The sequence below is a fragment of the Pseudoduganella aquatica genome (assembly GCF_020865585.1).
Taxonomy (GTDB): Bacteria; Pseudomonadota; Gammaproteobacteria; order Burkholderiales; family Burkholderiaceae_D; genus Rugamonas; species Rugamonas aquatica_A.
This window is the reverse complement of the sequence record NZ_CP086370.1, coordinates 4,036,608-4,055,476: the sequence shown is the minus strand read 5'-3', so window position 1 is coordinate 4,055,476 and position 18,869 is coordinate 4,036,608. Positions and strand designations below refer to the sequence as shown.

Genomic DNA, 18,869 nt, shown 5'->3' with positions numbered 1-18,869 from the left:
TGGTTTCAGGCGGCGCGCTGCGGCATGTCCTGCATGGCCTTGGCGATGGCGTCGCGCAGCGGCTTGGCGCGCAGCTGGTCGTCGAACGGGGCGGGGCGCTGGGCCTTGCCGTCCGGGCGTGCGGCTTCCTTCCAGGTCTGCAGCCAGTTCACGTGGTCCGCCATGCCCCACAGCAGGAAGTCGCGGCAGCGCGGATAGCTCAGCGTCAGGTCCAGGTAGTCGCGCGCCAGCGCGGCCACGCCTGCGTCGCGCTGGGCGAAATCGACAGGCAGCTTGCGGTCGTTCACGTCGAACTCCGTAATCAGCAGGTCGTAGCCCATGCCGGTCACTTCATCGAGGAACTTGCGCCATTCGCTGCCGGCGGCGGTGTTCGCAGGCGGCAGCGCGTCGCCGATATGGCTTTGCAGGCCGAGCGCGTGCACCGGCGTGTCGCGCGCGCGCAAGTCCTGCAACAGCTTGAGCACGCCCGCGCGGTGCTTGGCGCTGCCCGCGCCTGGGCCCATATAGTCGTTGTAGACCAGCTGCGCGTGTGGCGCGTGCTCGTGCGCCAGGCGGAAGGCCAGGTCGATCTCGCCGACTGCGCCCAGGCGCTGGCTGAACACGTTTTCGATCAGCGCACCGTCGGCGGGGTTGACCGCCTCGTTCACCACGTCGTAGCTGATGATGTCCTTGCCGAAGTGGCCGCACACGGCCTTGATATGTTCCGCCAGCAGGCGCTCGGCGGCCTGCTTGGGCTGCGCGCCGAAGTCGTAGGCGTTGACCCAGGCCGGCAGCCATTTCGGCGACTGCCAGATCAGCGTGTGGCCGCGCAGCGCCATGCCTTCCTTTTTCGCCCAGGCGAACATCTCGTCCGGAACCCCAAACTGGTGCGGACCGGGGCGCGGCTGTAAGGCTGGCCATTTGGTCTCGTTTTCGGCGACAATCAAATTGCACTCGCGCGCCATCAGTTCGCGGTAGGCCGGCCCGCCGACCTTGCCAAGCGCATTCCCGAAGCGCATGCCTTTCCTTGCGGCGATGTCTTTCAGCGGTTCGGGACCGGCGGCAGCGGGCGCCGCAAGCGCTGTGGGCGGCAGTAGAAGGGCGCCGGCTGCGGCGCCGAGCATGTGGAGGGTGCTGCGTCGGGTAGTCATATGTCTCCTTGTTGGATTTTTTATACGCAATGATAGCGCAATTCATTTTATTTCGGATTATGATGTTATATCAATTTTTTTCATAAAGATTTGCCGAATGGACTCGGAAAGCAAACGCATCCCCAACATGATGGATGTGGCCAAACTGGCCGGCGTGTCGCCGATGACGGTGTCGCGTGTCATGAACGGCAAGGACACGGTGCGCGGCAGCACGCGCAAGAAAGTCGCCGCCGCCGCCGCCGCGCTCAGCTACGCCCCCAATCCCGAGGCGCGCAGTATCGCTGGGCAAAAGCCCATACGCGTCGGTTTCCTCTACAGCAAACCGAGCGGCGCCTACCTGGCGGAATTCCTGCTTGGCTTGCTCAGCCAGGCCAGCCTGAATAATGTGCAGCTGTTTGTGGAAGCGTGCGAGGAGGGCGCACAGGCCCTGGAGCAGGCGCAGCGCTTCACCGACAGCAATCTGGACGGCATGATATTGCCGCCGCCGCTGTGCGACCGGGCCGACATCGTCGAGTTGCTGGCCGAGTCCGGCGTGCCGCTGGTGGTGGTGGCCTGCGGGCAGCCCGATCCCCGCGCCAGCGCCATCGGCATCGACGAGCATGCCGCCGCCTACCAGATGACGCGCCACCTGATCGAGCTGGGGCATGCGCGCATCGGCTTCGTGATGGGTAATCCGGCCCAGTCCTGCAGCGCGCTGCGGCTGGCCGGCTACCAGGCCGCGCTGCGCGACTTCGGCGGCCAGCTGGATCCGGAACTGGTGGTGCCCGGCCTGTTCAACTACCGCTCCGGCCTGGACGCGGCGGAGCGGCTACTGGCCCTGGGCGACAGGCCGACCGCCATTTTCGCCAGCAATGACGACATGGCGGCGGCCGCCGTGGCGGTGGCGCACCAGCAGCGCCTGGACGTGCCGGGCGACCTGACCGTGGCCGGCTTCGACGATACCGCGCTGGCCGTCACCATCTGGCCCGCGCTGACCACGGTGCGCCAGCCCACGGCGGCCATGGCGGAAGCGGCCGTGCGCTGCCTGGTTCGGCAGGTGCAGGCCATGCGCAACCATACACCGTGCCCGGCGGAGCAGCTGTCCGTCGATTTCACGCTGGTGCGCCGCCAGTCCGACGCGCCGCCGCGTGTGCGGCCGCCTGCGCGCGCCTATGCGCCCACGCTGTTGTCGTATTAATCGGCCAGCCGTCTTGACAAGCTCCCTTGCAAAGGAATAGACTGAAATGGTTGCGCTATCTATTTCCTGTTATTCCCAGATTTCTTGGGTGGTCGCGTAACTCATAAGGTCTTTTCGCCGGGTTGCCAGTCATGGCCCCGGCGATTTTTTTATCCGGACTGCCTGAAGAAAAATGAACCCACTATCCAACCGAAACATACTGGCCCGGCTGATGCTGTGCGCCGGCTTTTTTGCCATGGCCGCCACCGCCGCCACGGCCGCCGCCCCGCAGCGCGAACGCGTGCTGATCAACGCCGACTGGCGCTTCCAGATGGGCGACCCGGCCGGCACGTCCGATTCGCTGCGCTACGACGTCCGTCCCGAAGTGAAAACCAGCGAAGACGGCAAGGCGGCGGACGCCATGCCGGATGCCGCCGTCAAAGCCGGCGCCGCGCAGACGCCGGTGCTCAAGCCCTGGATACTCCCGAGCGGCAATGCCTTTATCCGCGACCCCGCGCGCCGCTACCAGCGCCCCGCGCAGGAGCCGAAGCTGGACGTGGCCTACCTGAAGGCGGGCTACGACGACAGCGCCTGGAAGCGCGTCAACCTGCCGCACGACTGGGCCATCGCAGGGCCGTTCCTGGAGCAGGGGCCGTACGGCGGCGTGGGCCGCCTGCCCAGCTGGGGCATAGGCTGGTACCGCAAGCAGCTCGCCATTCCCGCGTCCGACAAGGGCCGCTCCATCTTCCTCGACGTGGAAGGCGCCATGTCTTACGCGTCGGTCTGGCTGAATGGAAAACTGGTGGGCGGCTGGCCATACGGCTACAACTCCTGGCGCGTGGATCTCACGCCCTACGTGGTGCCCGGCGGCGCCAACACGCTGGCGATCCGCCTCGATAACCCGCCGGAGTCTTCGCGCTGGTATCCGGGCGGCGGCATCTACCGCAACGTGTGGCTGACCAAGACCAACCCTGTCCATGTGGGCCAGTGGGGCACGCAGGTGAAGACGGCCAATGTGGGCAAGGCCTCGGCCGACGTGGCGCTGGAAGTGGCGCTGGATAACGATTCGGTCGCCGCAGCCAGCGTGGAAGTATCGACCGCCATCTACAACCTGGACGAGAAGGGCGCGCGCATCGGCGGCGTGGTGGCGTCCATCGCGCCGCAGCGCATCGACCTGGCGCCGCACGCCAGCGGCAAGAGCACCGGTTCCGTCACGATCGCCAATCCCCGCCTGTGGGGACCGCCGCCCATGCAGCGCCCCAACCGCTACGTGGCCGTCACCACCGTGAAGCGCGACGGCGCGGTGGTGGACAGCTACGAGACCAAGTTCGGCCTGCGCGACGTGCGCATGGACCCGGACAAGGGCATGTTCGTCAACGGCGAGCATATCGCCTTCAAGGGCGTGAACAACCACCACGACCTGGGCGCGCTGGGCGCCGCCTTCAATGTGCGCGCCGCCGAACGCCAGCTCGAGATCCTGATCGAGATGGGCACCAATGCGCTGCGCATGAGCCACAACCCGCCCGCGCCCGAGCTGCTGGAACTGACCGACCGCATGGGCATCGTCGTCATCAACGAGATCTTCGACGTGTGGGAGCGCAAGAAGACCGCGCTGGACACCCACCTGATCTTCCCCGACTGGCACGAGCAGGACCTGCGCTCCATGCTGCGCCGCGACCGCAACCACCCATCGGTGCTGATCTGGAGCATAGGGAATGAAGTGGGCGAGCAGTATTCGGGCGAGGCCGGCGCGGTCATCGGCAGCAGGCTCACCGCCATCGTGCGCGAGGAAGACGCCAGCCGTCCCACCATGACGGCCATGAACTACGCGCGCGCCGACATGCCGCTGCCCACCACGGTGGACATGATCAGCGTGAACTACCAGGGCGCGGGCATCCGCACCAATCCCGGCCGCTTCCCCGAGTTCCGCGCGCGCTTCCCGGACAAGGTGATCTTCAGCAGCGAGAGCGCCTCCGCCTTGAGCAGCCGGGGCGAGTACCAGTTCCCGGTCACCGGCGCGCTCACGTCCCCGGTGCGCCCGGACGCGGGCGGCGACTGGACCACGCACCAGGTCAGCGCCTACGAGCTGTACGCGGCGGACTTCGGCACTTCGGCGGACCGCTCCTGGGCGGCGCAGGACCAGTATCCCTACGTGGCGGGCGAATTCGTCTGGTCCGGCTGGGACTACCTGGGCGAGCCCACGCCGTTCTACTCCTCGCGCAGTTCCTACTCCGGCATGATAGACCTGGCCGGCTTCAAGAAGGACCGCTACTACCTGTACCAGGCGCGCTGGCGTCCGGAACTGCCGCTGGCCCACATCCTGCCGCACTGGACCTGGCCCGGACGGGAAGGCAAGGTCACGCCGGTGCACGTGTTCACCTCGGGCGACGAGGCCGAGCTGTTCGTCAACGGCAAAAGCCAGGGCCGCAAGAAGCGCACCGAGTTCGAGTACCGCCTGCGCTGGGACCTGGTGACGTATGAGCCGGGCGAAGTGAAAGTGGTGGCCTACAAGCAGGGCAAGGAGTGGGCAACTTCCACCGTGCGCACCGTGGGCGCGGCCGCCAAGCTGGATGTGTCGCCGGACCGCAAGCAGATTGCGGCGGACGGCCTGGACCTGTCCTTCATCACCTTGCGCGTGGCGGACAAGGACGGCAGCACCGTGCCGACGGCGAACAACGCCGTCAAGTTCAGCATCGAAGGCCCGGGCGAGATCGTGGCGACCGACAACGGCGACCCGACCAGCTTCGTGCCTTTCCCCTCGGCCGAGCGGCCTGCGTTCAACGGCCTGTGCCTGGTCATCGTGCGCGCCAAGCCGGGGCAGGGCGGCGCCATCACCGTGCGCGCCGAATCGCCGGCGCTGCAAAGCGCCTCCGTCACGCTGCAGGCGCAGCCAGTGTCACACACCGGCAAGCGCTGAGTTCACTATCCGTGTCCATGTAACAACGCATGGACACGATGGTTGTTGACTCAGCATTGCTTAAAAGGTCACAATGAAATGGTAGCGCTATTCATTTCAATGTCGCTACCATCTGATTCTAACCGGGGAGGGTAAAAACAACTCACAGCGCAAGCATGGTTTGCGCAACCAACAATTTGCTTTTCCTGACATAAGAAGATTGATGCGCTTTGCGGCGCAGACAACCAAGGCACTAGAGGCCATAAATAGAGGAGACAGTATGAACAAGCATCTGGGGGGCGCCGTCCGGCGTCTGGGCTCGGGAGGAGAGGTCTTTGTCATGACCATGCTCGCGGGCTTGATTTCCACCGCCTACGCGCAGCAAACCGAGCCGGTGGCGCCGCCGGCAGCGGCCACCGCGGCGGCCGACAGCAAGGACACCGCCGCCGTCGCCAAATCGCCCGCCGACAAGGCCGTGGTCACAGTGAGCGGCTTCCGCAGTTCGCTCGGCCTGTCCGCGATGGAAAAACGCGACGCCATCGGCCTGAGCGACACCGTGTTCTCCGAGGACATGGGCAAATTCCCCGACCCTAACATCGCCGACGCGCTGGCCCGTGTGCCGGGCGTGACCGTGCGCCGCGCCGAGATCGACGGCGAAGGCCTGAACATCTCCATCCGCGGCATGGGCGCGGCCTTCACGCGCGTGCTGCTGAACGGCGCGCCGATGGCGTCGGCCTCGGCCGGCAGCTGGGGCGGCTCCATCAGCGCCAACCGCGAAGTGGACATGGACTTCCTGCCGTCCGAACTGTTCCGCAGCGCCAGCGTCTACAAGAGCCAGCAGGCCAGCCTGATCGAAGGCGGCATTGCCGGCACCGTCAACATGCGCAGCGTGCGCCCGTTCGACAAGTCCGGCTTCCGCAGCGCCTTCACCCTGAGCGGCAACTACCGCGAACAGAACAGCAAGACCGGCAGCACCGGCTCCGCGCTGATCAGCAACACCTGGAACGACAGCACCTTCGGCAAGATCGGCGCGCTGGTCGGTGTGGCCTGGGGCGACACCAAATACAAGACCGACGGCTTCCAGACCGTGGACATGCGCAACTTCCAGCTGAAAGCCAACCAGGCCACCGCAGCCGACAAGCCTAACAGCACCGGCGGCGGCAACCAGTCCACGCCGGACAATGTGCCGTCCGGCCTGGCGTACGGCTCTTTGCCGTCCTACGCCAGTTCCGTCCTGGTGGCAGGTAAGCCGATCGACCGCGCCATGCTGCTGGCGCTCAATCCCGGCGCCACCATCCAGCAGATCGACAACGGCCTGTTCGGCCGCCTGGGCCGCCACCTGGTCTACGAAGGCGAGCGCAAGCGCGCCGGCGAAGTCATCAGCCTGCAATGGCAGCCGAACGACATGTGGGACGTCTACCTGGACACCGTGCTGGCCCAGAAAAAGAACAGCATGGTCTACGAGGCGATGAACGCCGGCACCCGCGCCAACACCGTGATCCCGGTCGGCATGGAGTTCGACCGCACCGACTGCACCATAGGCTGCACCATCACCAAAGCCACCTTCGCCAACACCTTCTGGTCGCTGGAATTCCGGCCGATGGAAGAGAAGACCAACTTCCGCAGCTTCAACCCCGGCTTCGAGTTCCGTCCGTCCGACAAATGGACCATAGACGCGCACTTCAACTCCACCAACAGCACCTTCTCGCGCGACATGCCGACGGTGCTGCTGGCCACCACGTCGCCGAACTCGGTCATCAACTACGACAACACGGTGCCGGGCCGCGCGCCTATCTACACCGGCAACCTGGACATCAACGATCCGAAAAACTTCGGCTGGAACCAGGCAGGCCAGGGCCTGTCCGGCCTGCGCATGGACCTGTACGAGCGCAACAACAAGACCAAGGGCTCGCGCCTGAACGTCAACTGGGGCGACACCGCCTTCAGCGTCAAGGTCGGCGGTTCCTGGGACGACATCGAGCGCCGCTACCGCAGCTACTCGGTGGCCGACGCGTGGATGAATGTCGCTTGCGGCAACAACATGAGCTACCGCTTCTTCCAGCCCAACACGCAGATCCGCACCCCGGGCTGCGACGGCCGCAGCACGCCGGGCGCCGTGGCCGACGTGAAGACCGCCTATCCAGGCTACGGCACCGGCTCCACCGTGGGCGCCGCGCCGCTGACCTACCTGGGCTCGGTGGTGCCAAATTCCGCCGTCACCAGCTACGCCAAGCCATCGGGCAACGGCTTCATCACGGTGGACTGGCCGAAATTCGCCGCCGCGACGGACTACCAGTACTTCCGCGACAACATCTACAAAGGCTTCCAGAACGGCAGCGGCGGCTACATCCGCGAAGTCGTGAACGCAGCCTATGTGGAATCGACCGGCCGCACCGAGCTGTTTGGCGGCTTGCTGCGCTACAACGCCGGCGTGCGCTATGCCGAAACCAAGCAGACCATCGGCGCGCTGACGGTCGGCGCCGACCCGCGCAACGCCACCCTGCAGAACGGCGGCCTGTACGACAACATCGGCGTGTGGGCCTACGAGTCCACCAAGTACGGCAACGCGCTGCCGTCGGCCACGCTGGCCTACAACATCACGCCCAAGCTGATCTTGCGCGCCTCCGGCTCCAAGTCGCTGACGCGCGCCAATCCGGCCGACCTGCGCCAGACCCAGCTCACGCTGGGCGACCAGGGCGCGCGCCAGGGCAGCGTGACCAATCCGAAGCTGAAGCCGTTTGAAGCGCAGAACCTGGACATCGGTCTCGAGTACTACATGACACGCGAATCCTATATTTCTGCCAGCGGCTTCGCCAAGGACATCATCAGCCGTCCGGGCCAGCGCATCACCACCTACTCGCTGGCGCAGCTGGACCAGATGTTCGGCACCATCGGCCTGACGGACGCCCAGCAGCAGTCGGTGACCGCCAGCGGCGGCCGCGACAAGCACCTGGTCGAAATCACCGAGCCATACAACATCGACACCAAGCTGAAAGTGCGCGGCGTCGAGCTGACCTGGCAACAGCCGCTGGACATGCTGCCGGTGAAAGGTTTCGGGCTGACGGCCAACTTCACGTACGCCAAGCAGACCGACTCCGCGCTGAACGCGCCGCCGGTGGCCGGCGTGCCGCCGCGCACCAACAACCTGACCTTCTACTATGAGCGTGGCGGCCTGAACTTCCGCGTCTCGCGCCAGTACACGGCCAGCCACGTGGTCAACACCAGCACGGGCCTGAACGTGCCGGGCGGCGCCTACGCCTACACCACCGAACGCGCCCAGGTGGACGCCTCGGCCGGCGTGAACCTGAAGCAGATGTTCAACTTCCGCTACAACACCGACCTGACGTTCAGCGTCTGGAACGCCAACAAGGCGATCAGCCAGACCTACACCCAGTTCAGCAACGCCATCTTCGACGAGTACAAGCCGGGCGCGAGCTACACCGTGTCCCTGCGCACCTCGTTCTAAGCGCAAGCTAGTCCCCCCAGCCCGGCAGCTCACCCTGCCGGGTTTTTCCCATTGTGGGGTCAGTTCTCGCATCACGCCATTTGACGTCCGGGGTCAGATCCACCATCGCGTCACGAGCTGAACCGTAGCTGAGGCAGATCAAGATGTGATCGTTGCGCTGCTGTAACGTAGGCGCATGACACGCCCACTTCGACTTGAATTTCCCGGCGCGCTGTATCACGTCACAGCACGTGGTGACCGCAGCGATCTCGTCTTCCTTGATGACCAGGACCGCCTTGCCTGGCTCGATATCATGGCGCGTGTGTGCAATCGCTTCAACTTCGTCGTTCATGCCTTTTGCCAGATGGGTAACCACTACCACTTGCTGGTGGAAACCGTCGAAGCGAACTTGTCACAGGGAATGCGGCAGGTGAATGGGCTTTACGCTCAGCACTTCAATCGCCGGCACCAACTGGTGGGGCATCTCTTCCAAGGCCGCTATCACGCCATCCTGGTGCAGAAGGAGAACTATTTGCTTGAAGTTGCGCGCTACCAGGTATTGAATCCGCTACGCGCGGGCATGATCCGGGCGCCAGGCGAGTGGGCTTGGAGCAGCTACTGCTATATGTTGGGGATTAACGAAGCGCCTGAATGGCTGGAGACGGACTGGATGCTCTCGCAGTTCAGCTCGACGCGCGCCAAGGCCGTGCAGGCCTACATCCGATTCGTGATGCAGGGCATCGGCCTGAGCAGTCCGCTTCTACATGTGAGCCATCAATTGATACTGGGCGATGCTGAATTTGTGGAGCGGCATCGCGCCGTGGCTGGCGAGCTCCCCCTGCGCGACGTGTGCAAGGCCCAGCGGCGGACTGCTGCGCTCACCTTGGCCGAGTACCAGCAAAAATACCCGGACCGCGACGAGGCGATGGCTAGGGCCTATTTCTCCACTGTCTTTACGATGGCGCAAATTGCTGCGTTCTTCAACGTCTCCTTGAGCACGGTAAGCCGGGCAGTACAACATTTCGAGCGCAGGGACAATATGACGTGATGCGAGAACTGACCCCATGTATGAAATGACGTGATGATAGAACTGACCCCGGCAGTGACCGATGCCGGACCTGACCCAGGGTGAAAAAAAACCCAGCGGGCGCGGGCCGGCTGGGCTGAAACCACGTTGGGCCGCGTTTATGCGGCGTCGCCGTAGGGAGAGATGGGGAGGATGTTGCCGTTGGCGTCGTAGTGCAGCTCGGTCATCTTGACCGAACGCAAATGGGTCACGCCGTCCGACAAGCTGCTGTCGTGGTAGAACAAATACCAGCGGCCTTCGACTTCGCAGATCGAGTGGTGGGTGGTCCAGCCGATCACCGGGCTGAGAATGCGGCCTTTATAAGTGAACGGACCGTAGGGGCTGTCGCCGGTGGCGTAGCACAGGTAGTGCGTGTCGCCGGTGGAGTAGGAGAAGTAGTATTTGCCCTGGTATTTGTGCATCCACGGGCCTTCGAAGTAGCGGCGGCCGTGGTCGCCCGCCAGCAGCTCTTTGCCGTTTTCGTCGAGGATGACGACGGCGCGCGGCGCTTCGGCGAACTGCTTCATGTCGCCGCCCAGGCGGGCTACGCGCGCTTGCAGCGCGGGCTCATCGTCGGCGGGTTCTTCGTTTCCGGCGCCATACACGTTGTCGCGGTATTTCTGCAGCTGCCCGCCCCAGATGCCGCCGAAGTACATATAGTGCTCGCCGCCGTCTTCAAACACGGCCGGGTCGATCGAGTAGCTGCCTTCGATAGGCGCCGCTTCCGGTACGAAGGGGCCGGCCGGATCGTCGCCCACCGCCACGCCGATCTGGAAGATGCCGTCCGCTTTCTTGGCCGGGAAGTAGAGGTAGTATTTGCCGTCCTTGAAGGCGGCGTCCGGCGCCCACATCTGGCGCTCCGCCCAGGGCACATCGTTCACGTGCAGGGCCACGCCGTGGTCCACCGTCTCGGCGCCCGGCGCGTCCATCGACAGCACGCGGTAGTCTTCCATGGCGAAGTGGTCGCCGTTGTCGTTGAAGGCGATGCCCGCTTCAATGTCGTGCGAGGGGTAGATGTAGATGCGGCCGTTGAAGACGTGGGCCGAGGGGTCGGCCGTGTAGATGTGGCTGACCAGCGGCTGCGAGATGGCGCGCGCTTTCATTTGCTGCAGGTCGTCCTGCGTCAGTTCTTGTTCTGGCATGGTGCTTGTTACCCGGTTCTAAGTTGATATTTTTGCTTGCATTAGCGCTGCGCGGCGGCGCGGCGCAGGCCCAGTTCCTGTTCGATGGTGCGCTCGGTCGCCTTGCGGATGTCGTAGAACGCCAGGCTGGCCACGCCCACCAGGAAGGGGATGGAGGCGTAGATGCTGACCGACAGCTTGATGCCGTGCGCCACGCTCTCGCTTTGCACCGCTTGCAGCGCGTCGTAGCCGATCATGGACAGTAGGGCCGCGACCAGCGCGCCGCCTATGCTCAGGCCGGCTTTCAGGCCGAAGATCATGGCCGAGAACAGCAGCGCGGTGGCGCGGCGGTTGTTTTTCCATTCGGAGTAGTCGGCCACGTCGGCGATCATCGCCCACAGCAGCGGGATGGTGATGCCATAGAAGAAGCCGTGCAGGGTCTGGGACATGAACACCAGGCCGATGGAGCTGGGCGCGTAGCAGTAGAAGGCCAGCATGAACAGCGTGGACACCAGCAGCGCCGCGCCGAACACGTCGCGCTTGCCGTAGCGGTCGGCCAGCGGCTTGGAGAAGCCGATGCCGATGATCATCATCAGGATGCCGGCGGCGTTGAACAGGCTGAAGCCGGAGGTGGCGGCGTCTTCCGGCCATTGGAACTTGGTCAGGCCGACGCTGGTGAGCACGGAATTGAGGCCGTGGATGAAGCTGTTGAAGCCCACGTCTTGCAGGAAAGCGGCCAGCGAGGCTTCGTTCAGGTAGGTCTTGAAGTAGAAGATGTACATGCCGCCCTTGAGGGCCAGCGTGATGAAGACCAGGATGGTGAGCACCAGCATGACCACCCACGGGCGGTTGCCCAGCAGGTCGGCGATGTCCTGCTTGATGCTGGAGCGCTGTTCGGCGGTGGGCACGATGCGCTCGGTGGTGGTGAAGAAGGTGACCAGGAAGCAGATGGTGCCGGCCACGGCGAAGATGATCATGGTGTTCTGGAAGCCTTGCACCTTGTCGCCGCCGCCGAGGATGAGCACCAGCGGCAGCAGCAGCACCTGGATGATGAACTGCGCCACCATCACGGCCACGAAGCGGTAGGCCGACAGGCTGTTGCGCTGTTCCATGCTGCCGGTGAGCACGCCGCTCAGGGCGGAGTAGGGCAGGTTGTTGGCCGAGTAGATCAGCATCAGCAGCACATAGGTCAGCGTGGCGTAGATGAACTTGCCTTGCGGGCCGAGATCGGGGACGCTGAAGGCGAGGATGGCGACCAGGCCGAAGGGCACCGAGGTCCACAGTATCCAGGGGCGGAACTTGCCCCAGCGGGTCACGGTGCGGTCGGCGATCAGGCCCATGATGGGGTTGAAGCAGGCGCCGACCAGGCCGCCGACGAAGATAATGGTGGCGGCGGCGTTGGGCGCTATCTTCGCCACGTCCGTGTAGAAGAAGGCGATGAAGGTCAGCAGGGTCTGGAAGATCAGGTTGGCGGCGAGGTCGCCGAGGCTATAGCCGATTTTCTCCATCGTCCCCAGCTTGGCGGCGGAGCTGTCTGCGGTGCTTGTCATGTCGTCTCATTTATCGTTATCAGTGCGTAATTCGAAATGAATAGCGCAACCATTTTGCGATGGTGACTGATTTAGCACCGGGCGTCAACTATGCCGGCGATGAGAATTGCACATTTGCGAAGAAGGGGGCTGCCGCGCGCAGAACGCGCGCGGCCGATGGTGCTGAGTTGCTACTGAAGCGGGCGGTTTGCCGCTTAGAACGGAGGGTAGCGGCCTTCGACGAACGGCGAGCCGATGTGCTCGACGATCTTGCGCAGCTTGGCTTTCAGGATGCGCGTCCAGCGGCGCACGTCCGAAGGCGACGGGCTGTTGGTTGCTTGGGTCACGCCATATGGGCTGTAGGACGAGAAATTCATGCTGTTTCTCCTGCTGTTGGATTTCGATGTGTCCAGAATACTGCGCTGCAACATATAAATCCAATTGCATTTTTCGATGGCTGATATTCTCAGTGTGAATGCGATATTCAAACCGCCATTATGCTAAATTGGTCACATTGTATAAAAACTAAAGCGTGGAGGCGGCCATGCGGGCGAGGCAAGGGAATTCCTGGCGCTGGGCTATGCTGATGCTGGGCGTGCTGTACGCGGCCGCGGTGCTCTACGTTTTGCCCTTCGCCACCAATGACGGACCGGTGCATATGAGCTTCGGCCATATGCTCGGCGGGACGCCCGATGCCGGGGGATTGCAGGCGCAGCATTATCAGCGCAATGGCGCCCTGCATCCCAATCTCGCCGTGTACGGGCTGATTGTGCTGTTGCTGAAAGCCGTCGCGCCGGACGTGGCGGAGGCGGTGGTGCAGCTTGCTTGCCTGCTGGGGCCGGTGGCCGGCATGGCGGCGCTGCTCCAGCAGTTCCGGCGGCGCCAGGTCTGGGTGGCGCTGTTTGCCTTTCCGCTGGGCTTGCATCAGCTGTTCTTCCTTGGGTTGTACAACTATTGCCTGTCGGTGACCGGGTTCCTGTTGAGCATGGCTGCGCTGCTGTGGATGCAGAAGCGGGCCGGAGCCTGGCGCGCGGCAGCGCCGGTGGCGGCGTTGTACTTCACCCATTTTTCCCACGCGTCCGGCTTCCTGGCCGCCATGCTGGCGCTGGGCGTGCTGACGATGGTGTCTTGCGCGGCCGCCTGGCGCACGGGGGGGCGGTGCAGGCTTTGCGGGCGCATGCCCGGCACGCGGGGGTACTGCTGTCGCCGCTGCCTCTGGTCGTTCTGTCCTTGGGCGGAGCGCGTGGCGCAGCGGTCGTGTTCGGTGCGCCGCTGGAGGAGAGGCTGAAGAGTTTCGTCATCCTGTCGCCGCTGAACCTGCAGCACACGCCGATGGACCGCTACCTGGCCCCGGCACTGGCGGCCGCCATTCTCGCCAGCGTCCTGCTGCTCGCCCTCCGTTGCGCGATGGCGCTCGGCAGCCGGCGCGCCGATACCCGCAGTTGGGCCGCGCTGCTGCTGTTTGCATCCTTGCTCGCCCTGGCCTTGGCCTTCCCGGATACCATGGGCGGTGGCTGGACCCATTACCGCCGCATGCAGATGTTTCCCTATTTTGCAGGCCTGCTGTGCATGGCCTGTTTGCCCTTGCCGGCCAGCGCAAGGCGCGCAATGGCGGCGCTGGCCGTCGTGGTGTCGCTGGCGCTGATGGCGGGCGGCACCTGGCGCCAATACCGCATCAAGCAGCAGCTGGCGCCGTTGGCGGAGGTGGAACAGCTGGTGCCGCCGCATTGCACGGTGCTGCCGCTGGTGCTGGACGACGGAGGCGCCTGGGCCACGGGCATGTCCTTGCCGCCCAAGTATCGCCCGTTCTTCCAGGCCGCCAGCCGGCTGGAGTTGCGCGGCGACCGCGTGGCGCTGTTCAACTATCTGGCGCGGCTGCAAGTCTATCCGGTGCACTTCGTGCCGGGGCAGGACACGCAGGCGCTGCTGTTCCATTGGCGCCCGCAGCAGGAAGCCACGGACTTGGCGCGCATCGATATTGCGGGATACGAGCAGGCCAGCGGCCAGGCGGTGGACTACGTGCTGCAATGGGGCGCGCTGGCGTCGGCGCCGGCGCCCTTGCAGGCGGAAGTGCTGCGCGCCACGGCAAGCTACACGCCGGTCTATGCCACGCCTGACGGCAAGGTGAGGCTGTTCCGGCGCAATGCGGCCAGGGCCTCCTACGCCACGCCCCGCAGCCGCTGCACCGCACTGGACTCGCGCAGCTTGCCAACCGTATAATGCGCCCGCTCTGGTGCCCGCGCGCGAAATCTCGCCCGCAGTTAAACGGGAAACACAGGCTGCGCAAGCGGCCGGGTGTGCTGCCCCCGCAACGGTTAGCAAGCGCCGTCTCTTGACGGCAGGCTGTCTCTCTACACCACTGTGCTTAGGCATGGGAAGGTAAGACAGTCACGCTTGCGAGCCCGGATACCGGCCAGGGCAGGTGGAAGCGGCCGCGCAGGCGGCGCTTTCTTACGCAATCGCGCCTACGGGGAAGTGGGGAGGATTGCCGTTCCGTAGGATCATTCCATGTTAGATTTTCCAATCGAAGGCCCGGTTGCGACCGTGCAGGTGCAAGCGCATTACAACAACAGCGTCGGCACCTCGGACGCCGCCAGCCAGGGCGTCGTCACCGCCGCGCTGATCGCCAACCGGCCCGCACTGCGCCCCGGCGAGCTGCTCGAATTCGTGCCCGGCGTGATCGTCACCCAGCACAGCGGCGACGGCAAGGCCAACCAATACTTCCTGCGCGGCTTCAACCTCGACCACGGCACCGACTTCGCCACCTACGTGGATGGCATGCCCATCAACATGCGCACCCACGCGCACGGCCAGGGCTACACCGACCTGAATTTCCTGATCCCCGAACTGGTGGACCGCATCAGCTACAAGAAGGGCGCTTACTATGCCGATGAAGGCGACTTCGCTTCTGCCGGCGCGGCCCGCATGGCCCTGGCCAACAAGCTGAAAGACGGCACCGCAACGCTGACCGCAGGCGAGGGCCAGTACCTGCGCGGCCTGGTGGCCAACTCCACGCCGCTGGCAGGCGGCAACCTGCTGTACGCGCTGGAACTGGCGCACAACAACGGCCCGTGGCAAGTGCCCGAATCGTTCCGCAAGCAGGCCGGCGTGCTGCGCTACAGTGCAGGCCCCAAGGACGACCAGTACAGCGTTACCGCCATGGCCTACAAGGGCGCATGGTACGCCAGCAGCCAGATCCCGCAACGCGCGGTTGACAGTGGCGATCTCGATCCTTACGGCACGCTGGATCCTACAGACGGCGGCGTCACATCCCGCTACAGCCTGTCCTTCGGCATGAACAAACGCAGCGCCGACAGCCAGTTCCAGGCCAGCGCCTACGCAGTCCGTTCCGCCCTCACGCTGTACAACAATTTCACCTACTTCCTCGACGACCCGGTCAACGGCGACCAATCGCGCCAGACCGAGCGCCGCAAGATGCTGGGCTTCGACGTGTCGCAAACCTGGTTCGGCAAGCTGGGCGAGCGGGACATGAGCAACCGCATCGGCCTGCAGGTGCGCCACGACGGTATCGCACCGCTGGCGCTGTACAGCACCGTGCGCCAGCAGATCCTGCGCACCATCACCGAATCGGCGGTGAAGGAGGACAGCGCCGGTCTGTGGTTGGACAACACCGTGCAATGGACGCCCTGGCTGCGCACCGTGGCCGGCGCGCGCTACGACAGCTACCGTTTCGACGTGGCCAGCGACATCGCCGAGAACTCCGGCAAGGTCAACGCGCACATCGCCTCGCCCAAGCTGGCCGTGGTGCTCGGCCCATGGAAGCAGACCGAGTTCTTCCTGAACGCCGGCTCCGGCTTCCACAGCAACGACGCGCGCGGTACCACCGTGCACCTGACGCCCAAGGAGCGCGAGCCTGCCGAGCCGGTCACACCGCTGGTGCGCACGCGCGGCTCCGAAGTGGGCCTGCGCACCGAGCTGGTGCCCGGCCTGCAAAGCTCGCTCGCCTTGTGGCGTTTGCGCTCGGCCTCCGAACTGGTGTTCTCGGGCGACGCGGGCGACACCAGCGCCAGCCGGGGCAGCAAGCGTTCGGGCGTGGAGCTGAACAATCATTACATCGCCAGCAACTGGCTGCTGTTCGACCTGGACCTGGCCTACTCGCGCGCCCGCTACACCGAGCGAGACGAGGCCGGCGACTACATCCCCGGCGCGGTGGGCAAGGTGGCCTCGTTCGGCGCCACCATTACCGAGCTGGGCCCGTGGTCCGGCGCCTTCCAGATGCGCTACTTCGGCCCGCGCCCGCTGATCGAGGACAACAGCAAGCGTTCCGCCTCCAGCGCCATCGCCTACCTGCGCACCAGCTACCGCATCGACCGCCGCTGGCAACTGTCGCTGGACGTGTTCAACCTGTTCGGCCGCAAGATCAACGACATCGACTACTACTACGATTCGCGCCTGCCCGGCGAGCCGGCGGAAGGCGTGGGCGACATCCACTACCACCCCGCCGAGCCGCGCTCCTACCGCCTCACGCTGCACACCACGTTCTGACGCTTCACGCCCACAAGCGCCGGCGGATCATGCCGTGCCGGTCCAGGTAGGCGCTGGCGGCGGAATGGTACAGCGTGTGCAAGCTGGCGAACCAGTAGGAGTAGCGGTTGATGGCGGCGCCGCGCCAGTGCAGCACAGACCACAAGCCAGCGAGTGCGGCGATGCTGTAGGCGGCGCTGGTGATCATGACTGTTACCGTGAATGGCGATATCAGGCCCAATTCGCTTTCCAGTGGCTTCATGACTGGCAGGATGAATACCAAGACAGCCAGCTTTCGGATAAGCAAGATGGGTGTTCTCAAAGACCAAGTGCAACACCTTTTGCTGTAAGGTGCCGCCATGGCGAGAATCTACAAACATTTGACAACCCAGGAGCGCGCTGTCGTCATGACCATGCGCGACGACCAGTGCTCCACCCGATCCATTGCTAAACGCCTTTGTCGTTCTGCCAGCACGATCAGCCGCGAACTCAAGCGCACCAGCGGCGTCGGAGTCTATGACGCCGACGCCGCCCATGCGCAGTGTCAAGCCCGGCGCGTGCTGCCACGCCGCCTGCCGAAACTGCATCCGGACGGCGTGTTATTCCAGGTGGTCCGGCATCACCTGAATCTTTTCTGGTCACCGCAGCAAATAGCGCGCAAACTCAAGGCCCTTTGGCCAGACGACCCTACCGCGACCGTGTCCCACGAGACTATCTACAACGCCATCTACGTGCATCCGCGCGGTGAACTCAAGCGCGAGTTGATCGCCTGTCTGCGCCACCACAATCAAGTCCGCAAACCCCGCAGCCGGGGCACTGACCGGCGCGGCCAAATCCCGGATATGCAAAGCATCCATATCCGTCCAGCAGAGGTTGAGGACAGGCTCATCCCTGGCCACTGGGAGGGCGACCTCATCAAAGGCGCCGCCAACCGCTCGTCGGTCGGCACGCTGGTCGAACGCACGACCGGCTTTGTGGTGCTCGCCAAGATGGACAACGCCACCACCAAGGCGGTCATCGACAGCTTCTCCGCTGTGCTCAACCGCGAGCCGGCGGCGATGCGCAAGACCATGACTTACGACCAGGGCCGCGAGATGCACGGCCATAAAATCCTTACCGCGCGCACCGGTGTCCAGATCTATTTCGCCGACCCGCACAGCCCTTGGCAGCGCGGCTCGAACGAGAACACCAATGGGCTGCTGCGCCAATACATGCCGAAGGGGTCCGACCTGTCGATCTACTCGCAGGACGAGCTCGACGCCATCGCCTTATCGCTCAATACGCGCCCCAGAGCAAGGCTCAATTACGAATCGCCACTCGTCGTTTATACTCAACACATCGAACTGCTACAACATTCAACTGACACTGTTAATTAACCCAGTGTTGCGCTTGGTATTTGAAACCGCCATGTTATCCTTCATGGTCACCGGTCCCTTTCGGCCAACAGCCGACGTCGGCAATCAACAGTGTCCCTTCTTGTCTAACTGCCGATAATTATGATTTCACTCCTGATAAACAATCCGGTCGCCGATGCTGATGCAAGCGACGAAACTAGATTCGGCGGTCAACCGGCTGCACCGGAAGGGTTCTTAGAGTGGCCTACTTGTACTACATGCAAGGGGAATATGCAGTTTCTTTGCCAACTCCAGACACAAAGCCAAAGTTGTAGTAACTCGCTACTATTGTTATTCATGTGTCAGAATGACCCTGGGTTATGCGCCGAGTGGGATGCTGACGCAGGGGGAAATAAAGTGGTTGCGGTTGGATGCGAATCTCTGAAACTGGTTGAGCCGCCAGAGGTTGGTGAAGTCGTTCGTCCTCTTCGCCATGGTGCAAAAATTAAACGTATTGGCAGCGAGAGTTACGATAGCGCCCGGGAAGATTGGAGCAACTCGGCAGGCATAAATATGCGGGAGGTTCTCGGCCAAATGGGAGGGAGTCCTTCCTGGATTCAAGGTGAGGAAGTACCTTCCTGCAATTCGTGCGGTTCCCAGATGTCGTTTGTTGCTCAGCTAGAAGAAGGGCCGGATTGGAAAACAGC

The 18,869-nt window shown here is 64.0% G+C and carries 14 protein-coding genes and 1 riboswitch; of the genes, 8 read left to right on the top strand and 6 right to left on the bottom strand.

Annotated elements, in window-relative coordinates:
• Nucleotides 1–5: 5 nt before the first annotated feature.
• Entirely contained in the window at nt 6–1,130 is a 1,125-nt protein-coding gene (locus tag KT882_RS18080; protein ID WP_161071193.1) for an endo-1,4-beta-xylanase, read from the bottom strand.
• 97 nt (nt 1,131–1,227) lie between these two features.
• On the opposite strand from KT882_RS18080, the gene KT882_RS18075 reads away from it, so the two are divergent.
• The 3 genes from KT882_RS18075 (at nt 1,228) to KT882_RS18065 (ending at nt 8,648) form a co-directional block, all read left to right on the top strand.
• Nucleotides 1,228–2,307, top strand: coding sequence for a LacI family DNA-binding transcriptional regulator (locus KT882_RS18075; RefSeq protein WP_161071194.1), 1,080 nt, complete (start codon nt 1,228–1,230; stop codon nt 2,305–2,307).
• Between the two features lie 172 nt (nt 2,308–2,479).
• A complete protein-coding gene (gene galB, locus KT882_RS18070; RefSeq protein WP_228892900.1) occupies nt 2,480–5,203 on the top strand; it encodes a beta-galactosidase GalB in 2,724 nt (907 codons plus the stop codon).
• Nucleotides 5,204–5,462: 259 nt separating this feature from the next.
• The gene (locus KT882_RS18065; protein WP_228892899.1) at nt 5,463–8,648 is read left to right on the top strand and encodes a TonB-dependent receptor; all 3,186 of its coding nucleotides are present in this window, start codon (nt 5,463–5,465) and stop codon (nt 8,646–8,648) included.
• 7 nt (nt 8,649–8,655) lie between these two features.
• On the opposite strand, the gene KT882_RS18060 is transcribed toward KT882_RS18065, so the two are convergent.
• Nucleotides 8,656–8,979 carry a hypothetical protein gene (locus KT882_RS18060; protein WP_228896833.1) on the bottom strand — a complete coding sequence of 108 codons (324 nt, stop codon included), beginning with the start codon at nt 8,977–8,979 and terminating at the stop codon, nt 8,656–8,658.
• Here KT882_RS18060 and KT882_RS18055 point away from each other — a divergent pair.
• Entirely contained in the window at nt 8,860–9,675 is an 816-nt protein-coding gene (locus KT882_RS18055; RefSeq protein ID WP_228896694.1) for a transposase, read from the top strand. The two genes, KT882_RS18060 and KT882_RS18055, sit on opposite strands and share 120 nt — an antisense overlap.
• Nucleotides 9,676–9,812: 137 nt before the next feature.
• On the opposite strand, the gene KT882_RS18050 is transcribed toward KT882_RS18055, so the two are convergent.
• The 3 genes from KT882_RS18050 to KT882_RS18040 all read right to left on the bottom strand — a co-directional run bounded on the left by KT882_RS18050 (nt 9,813) and on the right by KT882_RS18040 (nt 12,720).
• On the bottom strand, nt 9,813–10,835 hold the full coding sequence (locus KT882_RS18050; protein WP_161071198.1) for a glycoside hydrolase family 43 protein: 1,023 nt from the start codon (nt 10,833–10,835) through the stop codon (nt 9,813–9,815).
• Between the two features lie 41 nt (nt 10,836–10,876).
• The gene (locus tag KT882_RS18045) at nt 10,877–12,364 is read right to left on the bottom strand and encodes an MFS transporter (protein WP_228892898.1); all 1,488 of its coding nucleotides are present in this window, start codon (nt 12,362–12,364) and stop codon (nt 10,877–10,879) included.
• 194 nt (nt 12,365–12,558) lie between these two features.
• The gene (locus KT882_RS18040) at nt 12,559–12,720 is read right to left on the bottom strand and encodes a hypothetical protein (RefSeq protein ID WP_161071199.1); all 162 of its coding nucleotides are present in this window, start codon (nt 12,718–12,720) and stop codon (nt 12,559–12,561) included.
• Nucleotides 12,721–12,923: 203 nt separating this feature from the next.
• On the opposite strand from KT882_RS18040, the gene KT882_RS18035 reads away from it, so the two are divergent.
• The 3 genes from KT882_RS18035 (at nt 12,924) to KT882_RS18025 (ending at nt 16,849) form a co-directional block, all read left to right on the top strand.
• Complete coding sequence (locus KT882_RS18035) at nt 12,924–13,631, top strand: hypothetical protein (RefSeq protein WP_228892897.1); 708 nt, start codon at nt 12,924–12,926, stop codon at nt 13,629–13,631.
• Nucleotides 13,601–14,563 carry a hypothetical protein gene (locus KT882_RS18030; RefSeq protein ID WP_228892895.1) on the top strand — a complete coding sequence of 321 codons (963 nt, stop codon included), beginning with the start codon at nt 13,601–13,603 and terminating at the stop codon, nt 14,561–14,563. Before KT882_RS18035 ends, KT882_RS18030 begins: the two co-directional genes overlap by 31 nt.
• Nucleotides 14,558–14,775, top strand: a riboswitch (cobalamin riboswitch). Its footprint overlaps the gene before it by 6 nt.
• Before the next feature lie 76 nt (nt 14,776–14,851).
• Entirely contained in the window at nt 14,852–16,849 is a 1,998-nt protein-coding gene (locus KT882_RS18025) for a TonB-dependent receptor (protein ID WP_228892894.1), read from the top strand.
• Between the two features lie 4 nt (nt 16,850–16,853).
• Here KT882_RS18025 and KT882_RS18020 read toward each other — a convergent pair whose 3' ends face one another.
• Nucleotides 16,854–17,036 (bottom strand): hypothetical protein, encoded by a 183-nt coding sequence (locus tag KT882_RS18020; RefSeq protein WP_228892892.1) that lies wholly within the window; start codon nt 17,034–17,036, stop codon nt 16,854–16,856.
• 151 nt (nt 17,037–17,187) lie between these two features.
• On the opposite strand from KT882_RS18020, the gene KT882_RS18015 reads away from it, so the two are divergent.
• The gene (locus KT882_RS18015) at nt 17,188–18,204 is read left to right on the top strand and encodes an IS30 family transposase (protein ID WP_267478617.1); all 1,017 of its coding nucleotides are present in this window, start codon (nt 17,188–17,190) and stop codon (nt 18,202–18,204) included.
• The last annotated feature ends 665 nt before the right edge of the window (nt 18,205–18,869 follow it).